Source organism: Chryseobacterium geocarposphaerae (genome assembly GCF_002797535.1).
Taxonomy (GTDB): Bacteria; Bacteroidota; Bacteroidia; order Flavobacteriales; family Weeksellaceae; genus Chryseobacterium; species Chryseobacterium geocarposphaerae.
Genome location: NZ_PGFD01000001.1, coordinates 1,102,680 through 1,120,438 on the forward strand (window position 1 = coordinate 1,102,680; position 17,759 = coordinate 1,120,438).

General features: G+C 34.7%; 17 protein-coding genes. 2 read left to right on the plus strand and 15 right to left on the minus strand.

What is annotated here, in order from left to right; genetic code table 11:
• The 5 genes from CLV73_RS04920 to gyrA all read right to left on the minus strand — a co-directional run bounded on the left by CLV73_RS04920 (position 1) and on the right by gyrA (position 6,831).
• Positions 1-1,500: a PH domain-containing protein gene (locus CLV73_RS04920; protein ID WP_100375745.1), complete on the minus strand. Its 1,500-nt coding sequence runs from the start codon at positions 1,498-1,500 to the stop codon at positions 1-3.
• Entirely contained in the window at positions 1,484-2,029 is a 546-nt protein-coding gene (locus tag CLV73_RS04925) for a PH domain-containing protein (RefSeq protein WP_100375746.1), read from the minus strand. The genes CLV73_RS04920 and CLV73_RS04925 overlap by 17 nt, the downstream gene beginning before the upstream one ends.
• A gap of 117 nt (positions 2,030-2,146) precedes the next feature.
• Positions 2,147-2,983: a 1,4-dihydroxy-2-naphthoyl-CoA synthase gene (locus CLV73_RS04930; RefSeq protein ID WP_100375747.1), complete on the minus strand. Its 837-nt coding sequence runs from the start codon at positions 2,981-2,983 to the stop codon at positions 2,147-2,149.
• A gap of 187 nt (positions 2,984-3,170) precedes the next feature.
• Positions 3,171-4,214, minus strand: a complete 1,044-nt coding sequence (locus CLV73_RS04940) for a tetratricopeptide repeat protein (RefSeq protein WP_100375749.1) — start codon at positions 4,212-4,214, stop codon at positions 3,171-3,173.
• Positions 4,215-4,242: 28 nt separating this feature from the next.
• Complete coding sequence (gene gyrA, locus CLV73_RS04945; protein ID WP_100375750.1) at positions 4,243-6,831, minus strand: DNA gyrase subunit A; 2,589 nt, start codon at positions 6,829-6,831, stop codon at positions 4,243-4,245.
• Positions 6,832-6,980: 149 nt separating this feature from the next.
• Here gyrA and CLV73_RS04950 point away from each other — a divergent pair, with 149 nt between their 5' ends.
• Positions 6,981-7,295, plus strand: coding sequence for a DUF4286 family protein (locus CLV73_RS04950; protein WP_100376992.1), 315 nt, complete (start codon positions 6,981-6,983; stop codon positions 7,293-7,295).
• 51 nt (positions 7,296-7,346) lie between these two features.
• Here the strand turns inward: CLV73_RS04950 and CLV73_RS04955 are convergent, their stop codons facing one another.
• The 10 genes from CLV73_RS04955 to CLV73_RS04995 form a co-directional block, all read right to left on the minus strand.
• Positions 7,347-7,526 (minus strand): hypothetical protein, encoded by a 180-nt coding sequence (locus CLV73_RS04955; protein ID WP_100376993.1) that lies wholly within the window; start codon positions 7,524-7,526, stop codon positions 7,347-7,349.
• Positions 7,527-7,662: 136 nt separating this feature from the next.
• Positions 7,663-7,953 carry a hypothetical protein gene (locus CLV73_RS18855; RefSeq protein WP_157798722.1) on the minus strand — a complete coding sequence of 97 codons (291 nt, stop codon included), beginning with the start codon at positions 7,951-7,953 and terminating at the stop codon, positions 7,663-7,665.
• A 105-nt stretch (positions 7,954-8,058) separates the two neighbouring features.
• Positions 8,059-8,553 (minus strand): GNAT family N-acetyltransferase, encoded by a 495-nt coding sequence (locus CLV73_RS04960; RefSeq protein WP_100375751.1) that lies wholly within the window; start codon positions 8,551-8,553, stop codon positions 8,059-8,061.
• Between the two features lie 6 nt (positions 8,554-8,559).
• On the minus strand, positions 8,560-9,072 hold the full coding sequence (locus CLV73_RS04965; RefSeq protein WP_100375752.1) for a DUF421 domain-containing protein: 513 nt from the start codon (positions 9,070-9,072) through the stop codon (positions 8,560-8,562).
• Between the two features lie 128 nt (positions 9,073-9,200).
• Positions 9,201-9,335 (minus strand): bacteriocin-like protein, encoded by a 135-nt coding sequence (locus CLV73_RS04970; RefSeq protein WP_100375753.1) that lies wholly within the window; start codon positions 9,333-9,335, stop codon positions 9,201-9,203.
• A 144-nt stretch (positions 9,336-9,479) separates the two neighbouring features.
• A complete protein-coding gene (locus tag CLV73_RS04975) occupies positions 9,480-9,884 on the minus strand; it encodes a hypothetical protein (RefSeq protein WP_100375754.1) in 405 nt (134 codons plus the stop codon).
• Positions 9,885-10,123: 239 nt separating this feature from the next.
• On the minus strand, positions 10,124-12,955 hold the full coding sequence (gene uvrA / locus CLV73_RS04980) for an excinuclease ABC subunit UvrA (protein ID WP_100375755.1): 2,832 nt from the start codon (positions 12,953-12,955) through the stop codon (positions 10,124-10,126).
• A 192-nt stretch (positions 12,956-13,147) separates the two neighbouring features.
• Entirely contained in the window at positions 13,148-15,031 is a 1,884-nt protein-coding gene (locus CLV73_RS04985) for a type VI secretion system baseplate subunit TssF (protein ID WP_100375756.1), read from the minus strand.
• Positions 15,032-15,055: 24 nt separating this feature from the next.
• On the minus strand, positions 15,056-15,496 hold the full coding sequence (locus CLV73_RS04990) for a GPW/gp25 family protein (RefSeq protein ID WP_100375757.1): 441 nt from the start codon (positions 15,494-15,496) through the stop codon (positions 15,056-15,058).
• Between the two features lie 144 nt (positions 15,497-15,640).
• On the minus strand, positions 15,641-17,059 hold the full coding sequence (locus tag CLV73_RS04995; RefSeq protein ID WP_100375758.1) for an APC family permease: 1,419 nt from the start codon (positions 17,057-17,059) through the stop codon (positions 15,641-15,643).
• Between the two features lie 142 nt (positions 17,060-17,201).
• Here CLV73_RS04995 and CLV73_RS05000 point away from each other — a divergent pair, with 142 nt between their 5' ends.
• Positions 17,202-17,708 carry a DUF4920 domain-containing protein gene (locus tag CLV73_RS05000; protein WP_100375759.1) on the plus strand — a complete coding sequence of 169 codons (507 nt, stop codon included), beginning with the start codon at positions 17,202-17,204 and terminating at the stop codon, positions 17,706-17,708.
• Positions 17,709-17,759: the final 51 nt, after the last annotated feature.

The window sequence follows — 17,759 nt, forward strand, 5'->3', positions numbered from 1 at the left end:
TTAAATATTTTTAGAACTTTCAATTTTATATATACAATAATTTAGTAGCTTTTTAAGTTTTTGATAGTTCAAAGCAACTATTTTAAAGCGTCCTGCAGAGGTACAAAATGTGATACTTCCTAAATTTGTTTTTCTTTGCCAAAAATACTGAGAAATTTTTACAGTCTGAAGTTTTTCCACCTCAAAAGTTTTGCAATCTACATCCCAAATTCCCGATTTTATTCTGATAAATCTTTCATTATAAAATAGTCGTAGATTCCGATAAAAGATTAAAATAAAAATCTCAGCAATTACGATAAAACTAAGCGTTAAAAACAAATAGTTTAATAACAATTCCTCTTTAATAGTAAAAATCAATAGTAATGGAATGATGACAAATTTAAAAGTATTGACAAAAATTAATCTGAAATTAGGTTTTAAATCATTTTCAAAAATCGGATTTTCCTTCCAAATGGCAGAGATGAGCTTTTGCTTTTCATTGTTATTAACTCCAGGAACAGCAGCAACATTTTTTTCTTCTCCTTCATTTTTTCCAATTTGTAGAAATTTCACATAAAAAATACTCAATTGTTTTTGAATCCAATTTTGGGTTTCGATAATGACCTGAACTTTAGATTTATTGACAATCGAATTTTGTGTGCTAAATAATCCGTATTCAAAAGAAAAGCTTCGGTTGTTTTCGATGATTTTAAAATTAAAAAATTTAATGATTGTTCGCCCCGTATTAATGAGGATTCCGATAATAATTGTCATCACAACAATTCCAATAATTACTGGAATTGAAAAAGCCATAAACTGTTCTTCCACCGTATCGTAATTAAGTTGGGTTTCAAATTCTACCTTTCTTAAAATATTACTTAACTCAGAAAATCCATAAATTACCAAACTCACTAAGGCAAGAAAGCTTTGAATATAATTTGCCGTAATTCCATACTTTAAAATACTTAGCGTCGAAATTTTGATAAAATGATCTTTGAGTTCATTATTTACTAAAACATTTTCTATCTGTTCTTTGTGACCTTCAACTTTAATTTCGGTTAAAAGATATTTTTTTAAATCCAAAGCATTTTGTTTCGTTAATGCAGAAATTTTCACTTCCTTTTCCAAACTTCCTGGTGTATCTACTTCTAATTTATAAATATTAAAAAAACGATGAATAAAAGGCTGTGAAATATTTACCTCCTGAATATTTTTGAGCTTAATTTTAGTCACTGAAGTATTTATAATTCCCTCATGAATAATAAACTCCTGATTTTCTTCATCAATATAATATTTAAAATTAAAATACTGTAAAATCGCAGAGAAAATGAGAATCAAAACTGCTATAACTATTGCAGCAGCAATTATTCCGGATTCTACCTTTTCCTTTTTAATGAAAAAAAGAACGATTAAAATCCATAAGCTCTTAATAATTATTCCTACATTATAAAGAAACAGCAGAACAATACCGATTTTAGACTGTCTTTGAGGCTGAAAAAAAGAATTATGCTTCACCTCCATCTTCCGAATTCTCTTCCGCAATTATACCATGAATATGGTGGTTAATCTTTTCTGCAATATCCTCCGGCAAACCATTAATGGAAATATCTCCACCACTAACTCCTGCTGTAAAAACAGAAATTGATTTCAAATTTAATAATCTAGAAAACCATCCCTGTTCCAGCTTTATATGTTGAACTCTGCTAAAAGGAACAATAATAATGGTTCTTTTCAACCAACCCTGTTGATAAAATAAGTCTTTCTCTCGTACTGCATATTTTCTGAATTTAAATCCCACAATTGAATTCAGAAAAAGAAAAATAATCAACAAAAAAACCAAACCGATTATTATAACAATCTGCATCTGATTAAGATTAAAATAGAAGAAATAAAAACTTATAGAAACCGCCAAAATTAGGAAAAGTGAAAGTAAGCCCATGTTAAATAGTATAATCCGTAGATATTTTGGGGATACCGCAGTAAGCTGTAAATCGTCAAAATCAGGAATTTTAAAATCGAAAATCTGAGGGTTTTGAAAGTTTTGTTCCATATTATAAATCTCTCGCAGATTACAATAAAGCAAATTATTGTTATTTGCAAATTCATTAAAATCTGCGAGAGTATGTTTAAGAAGTTTGAGAATCCTATTTATACTGCTAAAGCTTATTTAAGAGATCCATTTATCTTTTCCGAAATCCGGCTTTCTTTTCTCCAAGAACGCGTTTCTTCCTTCTTTTGCTTCTTCGGTCATATATGCCAAACGAGTTGCTTCACCTGCAAAAACCTGCTGACCAACCATTCCGTCATCAGTAAGATTCATTGCAAACTTCAGCATTCTGATTGATGTTGGAGATTTTGCTAAAATTTCCTGGGCCCATTCGTAAGCTGTATCCTCTAATTCGTCATGAGGAATTACAGCATTTACCATACCCATTTCGAAGGCTTCCTGAGCAGAATAGTTTCTCCCTAAGAAGAAAATTTCACGAGCTTTTTTCTGTCCTACCATTTTTGCTAGATACGCAGAACCATAACCTCCATCAAAACTTGTAACATCTGCATCGGTTTGTTTGAAAATAGCATGTTCTTTACTGGCCAATGTCAGATCGCAAACAACATGAAGAGAATGACCTCCACCAACAGCCCATCCTGGAACAACAGCAATAACCGCTTTTGGCATAAAGCGAATCAATCGCTGAACTTCTAAAATATTCAATCGGTGTCTTCCGTCTTCTCCTACATATCCTTGATGTCCTCTTGCTTTTTGATCTCCGCCACTGCAGAAAGCCCAGCCTCCATCTTTCGGACTCGGTCCTTCTCCTGAAAGCAACACAACACCTATGGACGGATCTTCTGAAGCGTCATAAAAAGCGTCATATAATTCTGAAGTTGTTTTAGGTCTGAATGCATTGCGAACTTCCGGTCTGTTAAAAGCAATTCGGGCTACGCCATTACATTTTTTATACGTAATATCATCGTATTCTTTGACGGTTTTCCACTCGATCATTTTTGTAAAAATTTTTATCAAAGATACGGAATTACAGAGAATTTTAACATTGATTTTTGATGAGAATAATTGGAAAATGTTAGTTGAAAATTTTTTGAAACTTTACTGTAGCCTAATGTTTATTGCTAAAAATAAAACCGAAACTGTAACAGTTTCGGTTTTGTATTCAATTTAAGTATCTGATTAATTATTTAGCAGGTTGTTTTGCTTGAATTTCAGCTTCTTTGGCTTTCATTTCATTATACTTAGCCTGATTCTTAGTGATACTGTAAATATCTTTTAGTGTAGAGATAGCATCTAAATTTTCAGGTTGAGCTTTATACCAGCTTTCAGCATGAGGTAACGCCTGATCAAATCTAGCTCTTCTGGCTTCAATCAACTTAGTTGCATCATCCGGCTTAGTTTTTCTCAATGCGTTAATTTCTTTTACTGCTGCATCATCATCTCCAATCGTTGTATATACTAAATTCTGATATGCATTACCTAGTAATTTAGGATCGTTAGAGGCAAGTCCAATTGCTTTTTTAAATGATTCAAAAGCATCATTTTTAGTAGCTGGATTTTTAGATTGCAAAACTCCTAAATTATACCAGTTTGTGCCATCATTAGGATTTTTAGCCAACTGCTCTTTTAGGTTTTGCATAAATTTATCTGTATTTCCTGATGCATATAATGCTGTTCCCTGATATTCCTTTAATTTAGCATTATTAGGATATTTTGCCAGTCCTTTTTCAATGATTGCCAAAGCTTCATCATTTTTCTTAGCATTTAGTAATAATGTTGATAAAGTTTCATATAGATCCGGTTCTACGCTTTTAGTCTGCTCTGTTTTAAAATCAGAATAATCAGGATTTTTTTTCATTAATTCCCAGGTATTTTTATCCAAAGGAACAACCTCTCCTGTTTTTTTATCTTTTGCCGAATAAGTCGTCTGAACACCAGTATATCCTGAGTTAATTAAGTCGGTATAAATTTTTATTGCAGGATCTAAACTGTTTGCTAATGCATAACTAAGACCAGCATAATACATATAAGTCTTATCATCCTGTCCGTTACTTTTCAAAAGCTCATACACTTCCATAAATTTTGGTGCTGCAACAGTATAATTTTTAGAATTATATGCATCCATTGCCGTTTTATTAGCAGCCTGCAGCTTTGCATTTACATCCTCTTTCTGTCCAAATGCAAAAGAAGACGCAACGATAGCCATACCTAAAATTAGTTTCTTCATAATAACTATTTTATATAATTGTACAATTTTATTCCTCCGAATCAGAATTCTCAGTTTCCTCCGTAGTATTTTCGTTTTCTACCTGAGGAACTTCTGTATTGTTTTCCTGGTTATCAGCTACAGTTTCTATTCCTTCTTCATTTTCTTCAGAATCTTCTTCTACATCTTTATCCATTTCTACTTTTGCAATGGCTGCAATTTCGTCATTTTTCTTAAGGTTGATCAATCTTACTCCTTGTGTATTTCTACCCATTACCCTCATTTCATCCATTCCCATTCTGATAGCAACACCGGATTTGTTGATAATCATCAATCCGTCTTCGTCTGTTACGTTTTGAATAGCAATCAGATTTCCTGTTTTTTCAGTAATGTTCAGAGTAATAACTCCTTTTCCTCCTCTGTTGGTAATTCTGTAATCTTCAACGGCTGTTCTCTTTCCGTATCCTTTTTCAGATACTACAAGAACCGTTTCTTTCTCCACATCATTCACAACAATCATACCAATTGCTTCATCATCATCTTCCATGGCAATCCCACGAACACCGATAGATCCTCTACCAACTTCTCTTACTTTTTCTTCAGGGAAACGGATACATTTACCATTTTTAGTAGCGATCATAATCTGAGAGCTTCCATTTGTTAAATAAGCACCTAACAATTGGTCATTATCTCTAATTTCGATAGCATTTACCCCATTTACTCTTGGTCTAGAATAAGCTTCAAGCGACGTTTTCTTAATGGTTCCGTTTTTAGTAACCATCACAACACTCATTTGATTAACATATTCAGAGTCTTTTAAGTTGTTGGTTCTGATATAAGCTTTGATCTTGTCATCCGGCTCGATATTGATTAAGTTTTGTACCGCCCTTCCTTTAGCCGTTTTAGAACCTTCAGGAATTTCAAATACTCTTAACCAATAACATCTTCCTTTTTCAGTAAAGAACAACATGTACTGGTGGTTTGTCGCAGAAACAATGTATTCTAAGAAGTCAGAATCTCTTGTTGTTGCAGCTTTGTTTCCTACGCCACCTCTACTTTGAATTTTATATTCAGAAAGAGAAGTTCTCTTAATATAACCAGCGTGAGAAATGGTAAGAACTACAGATTCATTCGGAATAATATCCTCGATAGACATTTCACCTCCTGAATAGTCGATTTCAGTTCTTCTTTCGTCGCCGTATTTTTCTTTGATTTCAATTAATTCATCCTTAATGATCTGGAATCTTCTCGGCTCATTTGCTAAAATATCCTCCAAATCAGCAATTTCTTTCATAATTGCATCATATTCATCACGGATCTTATCAAGCTCCATTCCTGTTAAACGGGCAAGACGTAAATCCAGAATCGCCTGAGCCTGAATTTCAGAAAGCTCAAATGCTTCTATCAATCCTTCTTTTGCAGCTTGTGGATTTGCAGAGTGACGGATAATTGAAATTGCTCTGTCCAGAGAATCCTGAGTTCCGATCACTTTCATGAAACCTTCCAAGATATGAGCTCTTTCTTTTGCTTTTTTAAGCTCGAACTGAGTTCTTCTTACGATAACTTCATGTCTGTGCTCCACAAAGTGGTGAATGATATCTTTTAGGTTTAATTGCTCCGGTCTACCATGAACCAACGCAATATTATTAACACTGAAAGAAGTCTGAAGCGCAGTATATTTATATAATAAGTTTAAAACAACATTTGGAATCGCATCATTTTTCAGCTCATAAACAATACGAAGACCTCTTCTGTCTGACTCATCTCTGATTTCATAAATTCCTGGAATTTTTTCTTCTTTAACGAGTTCTGCTGTTCTTGCAATCATTTCCGCCTTGTTCACCTGATAAGGAACCTCGTTGACGATAATTGCATTTCTGTTTCCGATTTCCTCGAAGGCAACTTTAGCTCTAAGAACTACTCTACCTCTACCTGTATGGAAAGCATCCCTTACACCATCATAACCATAGATAATCCCACCTGTAGGAAAATCCGGAGCGATGATATGCTGCATTAGTTCATCGATGGTAATTTCTTTATTATCGATATAGGCACAGATTGCATTCACAGACTCCGTCAAGTTATGAGGAGCCATATTTGTTGCCATCCCTACCGCAATACCGGAAGTTCCGTTAACTAAAAGGTTAGGAATTTTTGAAGGTAAAACTGTCGGTTCCTGTAAACTGTCGTCGAAGTTATTCTGAAAATCTACCGTTTCTTTGTCTAAGTCTGAAAGAACCTCATCTGAGATTTTCTTCAATCTTGCTTCGGTGTAACGCATTGCTGCCGGTGGGTCACCATCCATAGAACCAAAGTTACCTTGCCCATCTACCTGAGGATAACGCAAGCTCCAGTCCTGAGCCATTCTCACCATAGCATCATATACAGAAGAGTCTCCATGCGGGTGATATTTACCCAAAACATCCCCAACAATTCTCGCAGATTTTAAATATTTTCGATTAGAAAAAACCCCTAATCCATACATACCGTAAAGTACTCTTCTATGAACGGGCTTCAAGCCGTCTCTTACGTCTGGTAACGCTCTTGAAACGATAACCGACATCGAATAATCGATATAAGACGACTTCATTTCATCAACAATGTTGATAGGAATCAGTCTTTCTCCTTCTTTTTGCATAAACAAATTTTATTATAATGATAGTCAGACCCTTAGCTGTATGTCTGAAAATTATTCTTTTTGAATTTTTATTAACGGGCTAATTTACGAAAAATTTGCCGATTTTTGCAGTAAATTTTATCCACAGAATCTTAAAAATTCATAAAAATATGAGCATACTGAGTATAACTTTCCACTGCCCTAAAACTCATCTTGAGGAATGGGAAAATTATATTGATGAAACCTTGGTTTTAATGACGGAAAATTTAATGGATGTCAATAAATATATCCTTTCTGATGTACACAGTGATTACATTGAGGAGGGAAAAAATTATAATCTTCTTTTACTATTTGACAATGATGAATTAAGAGATGATTTCGTGAAAAGTGAATTGGAAAACATTGCCGAAAGAATAGAAGCCAGATTCGGACAGGAAGTAATGATCTTCAATACTTTTCTCAACCCTAAAAAATCGAGACTTTAATCCTATTACAATAAAAGCACTGAAAAGTTTCAGTGCTTTTTATTTTTTCATCTAATGATGCCTATGGCCATTTCCTCTATGCTTATAATGTCCATTCCCTCTTTTTTCATAGATATAAACTTTTTTTGCATGTCCAGGAGGAATTCTTCTCCCATGAGGCTCATGAATTACACAAGAAGTGAGCATGACCATTACTGTTGTAACACCGACAATTTTAATTAATCCTTTCATTTTTCCACTTTTCAAATTTCTAGATCGGAAATAATCAATCATGATGCCAAAGTTTTAAAAGCCGCATCATTCCTTAAGAGATTACTCGCAATCTTTTAAATAAAAATGACTGTTTAAAACAGTCACTTTTATTGTTCTATAATTTCACTATAATCACAGGTCTGCTATGATAAACACGATGTGGCCTATGAGAATAATATCTTGGTCTTACAGGTTCGTAATAATATCTTTTATAACGATGTCTCGGAGGTCGGTGATAAACGACAGGTCTATAGTAAGGTCTAGGGGGACCATAATAATAATGTTTCGAATGCTTTGGACCGTGGCCGTGTCCATGCCCATGTCCTCTCTGCATTGGCGAAGCCTGATAAAAAGCAAAAGAAAAAACGATTAAGAAAAATCCTAATACTTTAGTTAAAAAATTCATAGCAAGTTATTTTCAAATTACAATACGAAACTTACAAGACTAATGCCAATAATGCATTATTATTGAATTCTATGAAAATTTTAAGAAAGTTTATTATTTTTTTTGTTAAAAAATATTTTCGCTTCTTCTTTCAAGCATGATTACATCTTTCCACTCTCCATTTAGTCTACCAATTTTTTTTCTTATCCCTACTGTACGAAAACCGTTTTTTTGATGAAATCTTAAAGATGCCTCATTTTCAGAGAAGATATTAGCCTGTAAAGTCCAGAATCCATGGTTTTCACTATCCAAAATCATTTTCTTTAGCAAAACTGAGCCTAAGCCTTTACCTTGATAATCATTATCGAAATAAATACTGACTTCCGCGACTCCCTTGTAAACTTCTCTTTTACTGACTGGTTTTAAGGCGCACCAGCCTACAACTTCACTGGTTTCATTTTCCAGCACCCAACGGCAATCATTGAAATAATCCATATTCCAAGCTTCTGCGGTAGGAACTGTAGTTTCAAAAGTAGCCATTCCGCCATTTACTCCCTGCTGAAATATTTCCAACACTCTTGCTTCGTCACCGGGAAGCATCTCTCTTAATTCATAGTTCATTGTATTTTAATGATATTTACGTTTATTTTTTCTTTTGATTCTGGAATAATGAGTTTGCTTGTCTTTTTCGTCTTCGGAAATTACACTGATATTCCCATCTACTTCCAATATGGATAGTTTTACATTTTTTATCCCGTTAACCCCATGTTCCCTGATTGCTTCTTCCAATTCATCTTCTGTGATCTTAACCTCATCTAAAGCTTTCTGAATTACCACTCCATCTTTTATCAAAATCACGGGGTCTTCTTCCATAAAGGTTTTAAATGAAGGATGCCTGAACATTAATCTCTTTAAAATAAAATTAGCCGCAAAAAGCACAAGAGCTGCAACCAATCCGCCCTGTAAAGAAGTATCCGGTCCTACCATTGCATTTTGTACCGCATTGGAAATTAACAGAAGTAAGACGACATCTCCTGCATTAAGTTGTGAAAGCTGGTTTTTACCAAACAAACGGATAGCGACTACCATGAAAAGGTAAACGCAAAGCGAACGGATAACGACATCTAAAATGGGATTCACGATAGTTTTTTATACTATCAAATGTATTGATTTTTTGTTTTGATTGAAAAAAATAAAATTTCAAATAACAGATCTTGTATTTAATATACAAATAAAAAAACCGCTTTATAAAAAAGCGGTTTAGATGATTAAGGACATTGCCCGATTGGAACTGTGCTGCAAACTGTTTTATTCAGTCTCTCGCAATAAACACAGTATTGTTTCGGTTCTCCTCCGTACACAGATTTTAGTTCTGTTTTTGTTAGTTTCTTTAAATTTTTCATATCGTTTTAATTTTGTGAACCCAAGTATAAAACGAAAATCATATCCAGTTATTATAAATTTCTTTTTAATTTTTTCACAATTTACACCTTAAAACAAAAACCACACAAAATTTGTGTGGTTTCATTATGATAGATTTATAAGCATTATCTGTTATTGATATCTACTCTTACAGGCATTACATAAGTAGAAGCAATCATATTTTCATTTAATTTTTTGCTGTCTACTCTATACAAAAGTTTGCTTAACACGTTTTCAATTTCCTTGCTAACATTTTTGCAATCTCCTTTAGAATGAACGTTTACGATCTTACCGTTTTCTGCAATATCAAATTTTACTTCCGAGTTCACAATTCCCTGCTTATAATCAGAATTGGTGAAGTCAAAATTTGCCATCAACAAGTTTCTGATCTCACTGAAAGCATCATTCTTATTCAGTTGAACTTCCTGGATGGTATTATTATTTGTTGCTTGTGCTTTTGCAGTATTCAATGCAGTAATAAACCCACAAACTAGAAAAGAAGCGATCAATATTTGAATTTTATTTTTCATAACTCTTTGATTTTAAATGTTATTTTAAACTTATTTACTATTTCTTTACCAAAGATATATAAAATAATTCATATTAATTTTACATTCAGTTAACATTCAGTTAATATTAAAAATTAAAATACTGATTTACAATACGTTAAAAATTAAAAATAATTAAAAATTTAACATTGGAATGTAATATTGACATAAAAAAAGGCTAAATCTCATTTGATTTAGCCTTAATATATTTCTGAAAATAGTTATTCTAATTCCCTTTTCAAAAACTTCCCTGTTAAACTCTTCTTCGATTTTACGATTTCTTCCGGAGTTCCCTGCGCAACAATCTGTCCACCGTGTTTTCCTCCTTCCGGACCTACGTCAATAATATGATCGGCCAGTTTAATAACATCCATATTATGTTCAATAATAATGAAAGAGTTTCCTAATTCCACCAACTGATTAATGGCATCCATCAGAATTTTTACATCTTCAAAATGAAGTCCCGTTGTCGGCTCATCAAGAATATATAAGGTATTTCCCGTTTGTCTTTTTGCCAATTCTGTTGCCAACTTGATACGTTGAGCTTCCCCTCCCGAAAGTGTTGTTGATTGCTGTCCTAAGGTAATATAGCCTAAACCTACATCCTGCAATGTTTTCACTTTCGTAAAGATCTTAGGAATCGGCTGGAAAAATTCTACCGCTTCATCGATTGTCATATCTAGCACATCGGAAATTGATTTTCCTTTGTAACGGACTTCCAGTGTTTCCCTGTTAAAACGCTTTCCGTTGCAAGTCTCACAATGAACGTAAACATCGGGTAAGAAATTCATTTCAATCACCTTCAAACCGCCTCCCTGACAAGTTTCGCATCTTCCGCCTTTCACATTGAAAGAGAATCTTCCAGGTTTGTAACCACGGATTTTAGATTCAGGCAATTCTGCAAAAAGATTTCTGATATCTGTAAACATTCCTGTGTACGTTGCAGGATTCGAACGCGGTGTTCTTCCGATCGGAGTCTGGTCTACATCTACGATTTTATCAATGTGCTCAAGGCCTTCGATTTTTTTGTATGGCAAAGGTTCCTGAACTGCTCTGTAAAAATGTTTGTTTAGAATCGGGTACAAAGTTCCGTTGATCAAAGAAGATTTTCCACTTCCTGAAATCCCTGAAACAACAACCAGTTTTCCCAAAGGAATATCCAGCGTAACATTTTTAAGGTTGTTTCCTGTTGCTCCTTTTAATACAATATTTTTACCGTTTCCTTTACGCCTTTCCGAAGGAATTTCAATTTTTCTTTTTCCGTTAATGTATTGAGCAGTAATGGTATCGGCTTTCAGCAAATCTTTTGGTTTCCCCTGCCAAAGAATCTCTCCTCCGAATTTTCCGGCTCTCGGACCAATATCCAATACCTCATCAGCTTCCAGAATCATGTCTTTATCATGTTCTACCACCAATACAGAGTTTCCGATATCACGAAGATTCTTTAATGAATTAATCAGTCTTTCGTTATCTCTCTGATGCAATCCGATACTTGGTTCATCCAAAATATATAAAACATTCACCAATTGAGAGCCAATCTGTGTTGCCAGACGGATTCTTTGAGATTCCCCTCCTGAAAGGGTTTTCGAACTCCTGCTCAGACTTAAATAATCAAGACCAACATCCAATAAAAACTGGAGTCTGGTTTCAATTTCTTTTAAAATTTCATGAGCAATAATGGCATTTTTCTCAGAGAATTTATCTTTAACATCGGCTAACCATTCTTTTAAGTCTGATAAACTTAAGGCATTGACTTCTGCAATATTTTTTCCGTCAATTTTAAAGCTTAAACTTGAAGGCTGAAGGCGGGTTCCTTTGCATTCGGGGCAGGTTTCTTCCGTCGTAAAATGTCTTTCCAGCAAAATGGCTTCGTAAGATTCTCTTTCTTCAATAATCTCTTCCATAAAAGGAATCAATCCATCAAAACTGATCTTGATCTTCTTAGTAATTCCTGCGTATTTGAGGTCTTTATTAAACTCTTTATGACAGCCGTTATAGATATAATCCAATGCTTCCTCGGGAATGTCCTGAAATGGCGTAGTAAGACCCAAACCGAAAATTTCAAGAATATTTTTGATCTGGGAAACAACCCATTTGTTAGACTTAATATCTTCCAAAGGCAATAAACCTCCTTGATTAATCGATAATTTCGGATTTTCAACAAAATAATCGGTATTGATCTTTTTGATGGTTCCCAATCCTTTACAGCTTGGGCAGCTTCCTTTCGGAGAGTTAAAAGAAAAGGTATTCGGTTCCGGAAGAGCTAGTGAATGTCCTGTTTCTGCATCCATTAGGTTTTTAGAGAAATATTCAATTTCCGTACTTCCAAGTTTTTGAATTCCGATCAGCCCTTCTCCCATTTCCATTGCTGTACGCAACGATTTTTCCATTCTGTTTTCAGAAGCTGATTCTCCAATAATCCAGCGGTCTATTACAATGTCAATGTCGTGAGTTTTATATCGGTCAAGCTTTAAATCATATTCAATATCCGTCAGTTCTCCATCAATTCTTGCCTGTCCATACCCTTTCTTGGCCATTTGTACGAAAAGTTCGTGATAATGTCCTTTTCTGGCTCTTACAACAGGAGCCATCAACATGATCTTTTCGCCTTTATAGTTTTCCTTGATCGTATCAAGAATCTGATCTTCCGTGTAGCTTACCAGCTTCTTTCCCGTGGTCTGTGAATAGGCATCTGAAACTCTGGCAAACAAAAGACGCAGGAAGTCGTATAATTCTGTAACGGTTCCTACCGTTGAGCGTGGATTTTTATTGGTTGTTTTCTGTTCAATAGCAATAACTGGGGATAATCCTTCGATCTTATCAACATCCGGACGTTCCAGACCTCCTAGAAATTGTCTTGCATAGGCAGAAAATGTTTCGATATAACGACGCTGACCTTCTGCAAAGATCGTATCAAAAGCCAATGAAGATTTTCCGCTTCCCGAAAGCCCGGTAATTACTACCAGTTCGTTACGCGGAATTTTTACATTAATGTTTTTAAGATTATGCTCTCGTGCGCCGTAAACTTCTATATATTCTGTTGATTTACTCATAATTTGGTGTGACTTTACCTGAAAATCACGATGTGCAAAATTACGGATTTTTTAGGAATTTTTTGTGTTAAAAATATTAGTTAGTCAATACAAAAAGGCATTTTTTTCATTTCAAATTTAAAGTTCTCTTTAATTTAATTGGTAAAGAAAAACCGGTGAAAAATTCACCGGTTTATTAGGTATGTTTTAGATTTAATAATCTCCAAAATCAGAATCTTCATTGCTTACTTTCACCAAATATTCTATTCCGTCTATTGCTTTTGAAATAATACGGTTTCTAAGCATATTGGCCATATTTTCCCAATACATTCTTCCGTAAAATGAATAGTTCTGAGGAATGATCTCTACTTCCACCGTACGTACAAAGCCTTCTTTAGGTTTACTGCTGATCATTGTTCCCCGTGTCACCCGTACTTCTTTCAACTCATCTTTCAGTACCATTCTGCAATAGTTTTTTACATCTTCCAGAGAAATGATTTTATCCCTGGTTGTCAGAGCATATTTATAGGCCTGAATACTATCTGTTCCTTTTTGCTCTTCTGCTCCTCCTATGGTTTCGGTAAGGAGAACCAGCATCTGAGATTTTAACTGATTGGAAAGTTCCGTTCCGGGACGCATATGATTGGCCAAAGTAGAATGTGTTACCCAAAACGAAGCATAGGTATGATCTGTTTTATCAACAGGCTCCATGATAACGTAGTTAAGCTCTTGTTTAATATTTCTTTTAGCATTATTTACTTTTTGGATCATAGACTTCATTCTGTCCGACATTTCACTCAGAATACCTTTTACATTATCTCTGTTCAATAATGAAAAAGCTGCAATTTCGTCTCTGGTAAGCTCCAGTACACTTGCAATCATATCGACTGCATTTCTGTTGGAAAAACGCTCCATTCCTCCTTTTCTAACAGTGTAAAGGCCTTTCTTCAGATCATCGCTTGGCGTAAACGGAATTTCTGTATATCTTCTTCCGTCACCATCCTGAACTTCATCTACATACAGGAAATGTTCTCCATCATCCGTCACTAAAGGAATATTATTCCCCATAATATCGAGGCTGTATTCCGTTTTCTTCCAACCTCTGTTATAGATTGGAAATGCATTGAGTACGAACGAAAAGTTATCTAAGATCTCAGCGGAGAACTGTGGCGGAAATTCAAAAGTAAGCCATAAGAACTTTTTTCCTTCGATATATTTGTTGATTTCTTCTTTATAGTCCAGGAAGTCCAAATTTTCAGGAAGTTTTCCAGCTTCAGTAAATAAGCTTTCCGAAAGCCCTTTTACTTCTATAAATTTATGATGATAAATACTTTTAACATCTTCTACAATTTTATTTCGGATAGACTGTTCTTTGAACATTTGTTCATAGCCATCCGCTTCGTTATTTTTCAGATAAGTCAATCCTTCCCGAACAAACAACGGATTGTTGTTACTTGTTACGGTAATATATGGCAGGAGCTTATATACGAAATCGATATGTTCAAAAGCGGGATTTGAGCAATAAATACTTAGATTCTTTGGAAATTTCTCACTGCTGTATTTTGATACATTAATCCCTATGGTGATCTTCCTGTAATCTTCCGGCCTTCCCTGAAATCTTGCAATCGGAACCTTATTAAGCCTGTCATCAATTCCATAACAGGTATTTCCTACAAACATGACAGCAGTTTGTGCTTTATTAATCCTTACATTTCCTACCGGAGTAAAAGGAATATTAATCTGCTTATCAGACTCCGATTTTACCGTAGAAATCATCTGTTTTCTAAAGAAGAATTCTGTATGTTCCAACAATACTTCAGTAGATTCCGTAGGATTTGTAAAGGCAACTGCATGAGCAGGAACCGGATGGGTATAAATAGACGGAGTAAGAAGTTTTGCCAGCTTTTCTAAAATTCGGGCATTTACCGTCTGTATTTCGTTGTTGGCTTTAAAAATTTCAGTGCTGAATGCATCAATTAATAATTTTACAAAAGGATCTAAAGACTGCGGGCTTTTCAATCCCCAGACTTTCGTGGCATTCTGCAGCATTCTTGCTTTTACTGATTCTTTGGAATATATATTCTGATCTAAATTCATAATTCGTGATTACCTTTAAAAAAATTAATCAATAGACATTGGGCTCAAAAATAATTCTGTGGAAAAACTGAACCGTTCTCCTGTCATTTCCATTTTCGCATTAATGGCTATTTTTACTTTTTTCTTGATTTCTGTGTGCTCTTTTGTATCGTAATTATGCTCCACAAACTGAATATGAGCTTCAATTTGCGGCTGTACGATTCTGGGTTCGTAGTCCTGTATCTGCCTTTTCAGGCTCTTAATGAAAACATTTTCCCAAACAGCACTGGTAACTCCATTATCGAATTCCAGGTTCCAAACATCGTTTCCGTAATTTTCATCATATCTGTTTTCGCCTTTTTTGGTAGTGATCAGCAACATAATGTTATGGGCAATACTTTCGCCCATATCGCAGGTATCAATACTTCCTCCTTCCGTCATTAATGTTGATGGAACAAAAGGCATTCTGTAATTTGGTGTGTCCATGATTCAACTTCTGTGTTTTACTTCATAATTCTGGTTTACTTGAAAAGAAATACCAAATTAAACATTTTTCACGAAATAGAGGATTACTAAGTTTAAAATGATCATTATAAAAAAAGCTGACCTCTTAAATTGGTCAGCTTTCATTTATTCTTTTTCTGTTTTCTTATTGAGATTAATAAAATAATATACGGGAAGTCCTATTAAGACCATTAAGAACCCAGGCCAAGTGTATTGCCGCTTATAAATTAAAAGTAAAATACAAAACCCTGTTCCAATTAATAAATAAATGATTGGCGTAATTGGATATAGCCATGTTTTGTAAGGTCTTTCCAGATTGGGCTGTTTGTATCTTAAATAAATCACTCCAAAAACCGTAATCATGTAAAATAATACAATTACAAAAGAAATCATATCCAAAAGATTTCCATACTGACCACTTAAACAAAGTAAAGAAGCCCAAATTCCCTGCATCCATAGAGCATTGGCCGGAACTTCATTTTTATTGTTTTTTTCAGCCTGTTTAAAGAACATTCCGTCTTTAGCCATAGTTTGGAAAACCCTTGCTCCCGCTAAGATAAGCCCGTTATTACAGCCAAAAGTCGAAACCATTACCAGCACAGCAATAATTACCGTTCCCGCACTTCCGAAAATAAAATGAGAAGCCGCAACCGCTACCCTGTCATTTTCTGCAAACGCAATTGAATCTCTGTCTAAGGCATTTAAATAAACATAATTAACAGCAATATATAAAACGATAACAGCGGTTGTTCCGTAGATCATTGATTTCACCACATTTTTCTTTGGATTTTCAATCTCTCCCGAAACAAAAGTTACACTTTCCCAAGCTACAGAACTGAATACAGATCCAACCATTGCCGCAGCAATTCCCCCCAGTAAAGTCATTCCTCCAATAGGCTCCCATCCTTCTTTCAGGAAGTTTCCAAGTGTGTCTTTTTTAAGATTATTAAAAGAATTCATTCCAAAACTGAAGTTTTCAGCCATGTGCGAAATATCTACCAGAATAAAACCTGCAGCGATTAATCCTACCAAAGCAATGATTTTTGATCCTGTAAATATATTTTGCAAAAGTTTTCCACTTTCCACCCCTCTTGTATTGATATATGTAAGCAAAAGAATGATCGCAATTGCCAAAATCTGAATCCAGGTAATTTTAAACTCGCCGCTCTGGAAAATAGGTGCCACATCATTTAAAGCGGGAACCAAATAAGCTGTAAATTTACCAAAAGCCATTGCCACTGCTGCAATAGTCCCTGTCTGAATTACTGTAAACAATCCCCATCCGTACAAGAAGCCCATCTTTTTCCCAAAAATTTCTTTAAGATAGGTATATTGTCCGCCAGCTTTGGGATAGAGTGCAGAAAGCTCTCCGTAGCTGATTGCTGCGGCAACGGTCATAATTCCTGTAATTACCCAAACGATAATCAGCCAGAACCCGGAACCCAAATTCCGCATCATATCAGCGCTTACAATAAAAATTCCGCTTCCGATCATAGATCCCATTACCAACATAATGGCATCCCAAAGTTTTAGTTTTTTCTGCATAGTGAAATATAGGCTCCAAATATAAATAAATATGCAATGAATTTGGAGTTTTGTTTCAAATTTTAGAATAAGGCTGTTTTTTATCAACTTTTTTGGCAAGTATGATTCAATTTTTATTAGTACTTTTGGAAAAAATATAAAAATGAAATTCAAAGCGATATTATTTGCAGTAGCAGTAAGTGCATCTTCTTTAGCTTTTGCACAGGAATCAAAAAAATCAGGTCCACCAGCAGGAAATGCTCTTGTTGGGGATACTTATGGAGATGGTATAGCTTCCAACGTAGAATCTAAAGCAATCTCTGTAGATAAATTAAGCAAAAAGCTTAAAAAAGAGAAAAAAGTAGAAAACGTTGCCATAAAAGGAAAAGTAACGGATGTTTGTGATAAAAAAGGATGCTGGTTAACAATTCAAACCGAAGATAATTCTAAGTTTTTCGTAAAAATGAAAGATTATGCATTCTTTGTTCCTACTGCTTTAAAGGGTAAAACAGTGGTTATGGACGGAACGGCTGAAAAAAAAGTAACTTCTGTTGATGAGCAGAAACACTATGCGGAAGACGCTAAAAGACCTCAATCTGAGATCGACGCTATCACAACTCCAAAAGAAGAAATCAGATTTGTAGCCAACGGAATTAAGGTTATAAACTAATAAAAAGTTTGTCATTCTGAATGAAGTGAAGAATCTTAGATTTCTTCTATT

Excerpts from the sequence above, each read along its gene's own strand:
- CLV73_RS04920 (WP_100375745.1), bottom strand. The coding sequence starts at position 1,500 with ATGGAGGTGAAGCATAATTCTTTTTTTCAGCCTCAAAGACAGTCTAAA.
- CLV73_RS04925 (WP_100375746.1), bottom strand. The coding sequence starts at position 2,029 with ATGGAACAAAACTTTCAAAACCCTCAGATTTTCGATTTTAAAATTCCT.
- CLV73_RS04930 (WP_100375747.1), bottom strand. The coding sequence starts at position 2,983 with ATGATCGAGTGGAAAACCGTCAAAGAATACGATGATATTACGTATAAA.
- CLV73_RS04940 (WP_100375749.1), bottom strand. The coding sequence starts at position 4,214 with ATGAAGAAACTAATTTTAGGTATGGCTATCGTTGCGTCTTCTTTTGCA.
- gyrA (WP_100375750.1), bottom strand. The coding sequence starts at position 6,831 with ATGCAAAAAGAAGGAGAAAGACTGATTCCTATCAACATTGTTGATGAA.
- CLV73_RS04950 (WP_100376992.1), top strand. The coding sequence starts at position 6,981 with ATGAGCATACTGAGTATAACTTTCCACTGCCCTAAAACTCATCTTGAG.
- CLV73_RS04955 (WP_100376993.1), bottom strand. The coding sequence starts at position 7,526 with ATGAAAGGATTAATTAAAATTGTCGGTGTTACAACAGTAATGGTCATG.
- CLV73_RS18855 (WP_157798722.1), bottom strand. The coding sequence starts at position 7,953 with ATGAATTTTTTAACTAAAGTATTAGGATTTTTCTTAATCGTTTTTTCT.
- CLV73_RS04960 (WP_100375751.1), bottom strand. The coding sequence starts at position 8,553 with ATGAACTATGAATTAAGAGAGATGCTTCCCGGTGACGAAGCAAGAGTG.
- CLV73_RS04970 (WP_100375753.1), bottom strand. The coding sequence starts at position 9,335 with ATGAAAAATTTAAAGAAACTAACAAAAACAGAACTAAAATCTGTGTAC.
- CLV73_RS04975 (WP_100375754.1), bottom strand. The coding sequence starts at position 9,884 with ATGAAAAATAAAATTCAAATATTGATCGCTTCTTTTCTAGTTTGTGGG.
- uvrA (WP_100375755.1), bottom strand. The coding sequence starts at position 12,955 with ATGAGTAAATCAACAGAATATATAGAAGTTTACGGCGCACGAGAGCAT.
- CLV73_RS04985 (WP_100375756.1), bottom strand. The coding sequence starts at position 15,031 with ATGAATTTAGATCAGAATATATATTCCAAAGAATCAGTAAAAGCAAGA.
- CLV73_RS04990 (WP_100375757.1), bottom strand. The coding sequence starts at position 15,496 with ATGGACACACCAAATTACAGAATGCCTTTTGTTCCATCAACATTAATG.
- CLV73_RS04995 (WP_100375758.1), bottom strand. The coding sequence starts at position 17,059 with ATGCAGAAAAAACTAAAACTTTGGGATGCCATTATGTTGGTAATGGGA.
- CLV73_RS05000 (WP_100375759.1), top strand. The coding sequence starts at position 17,202 with ATGAAATTCAAAGCGATATTATTTGCAGTAGCAGTAAGTGCATCTTCT.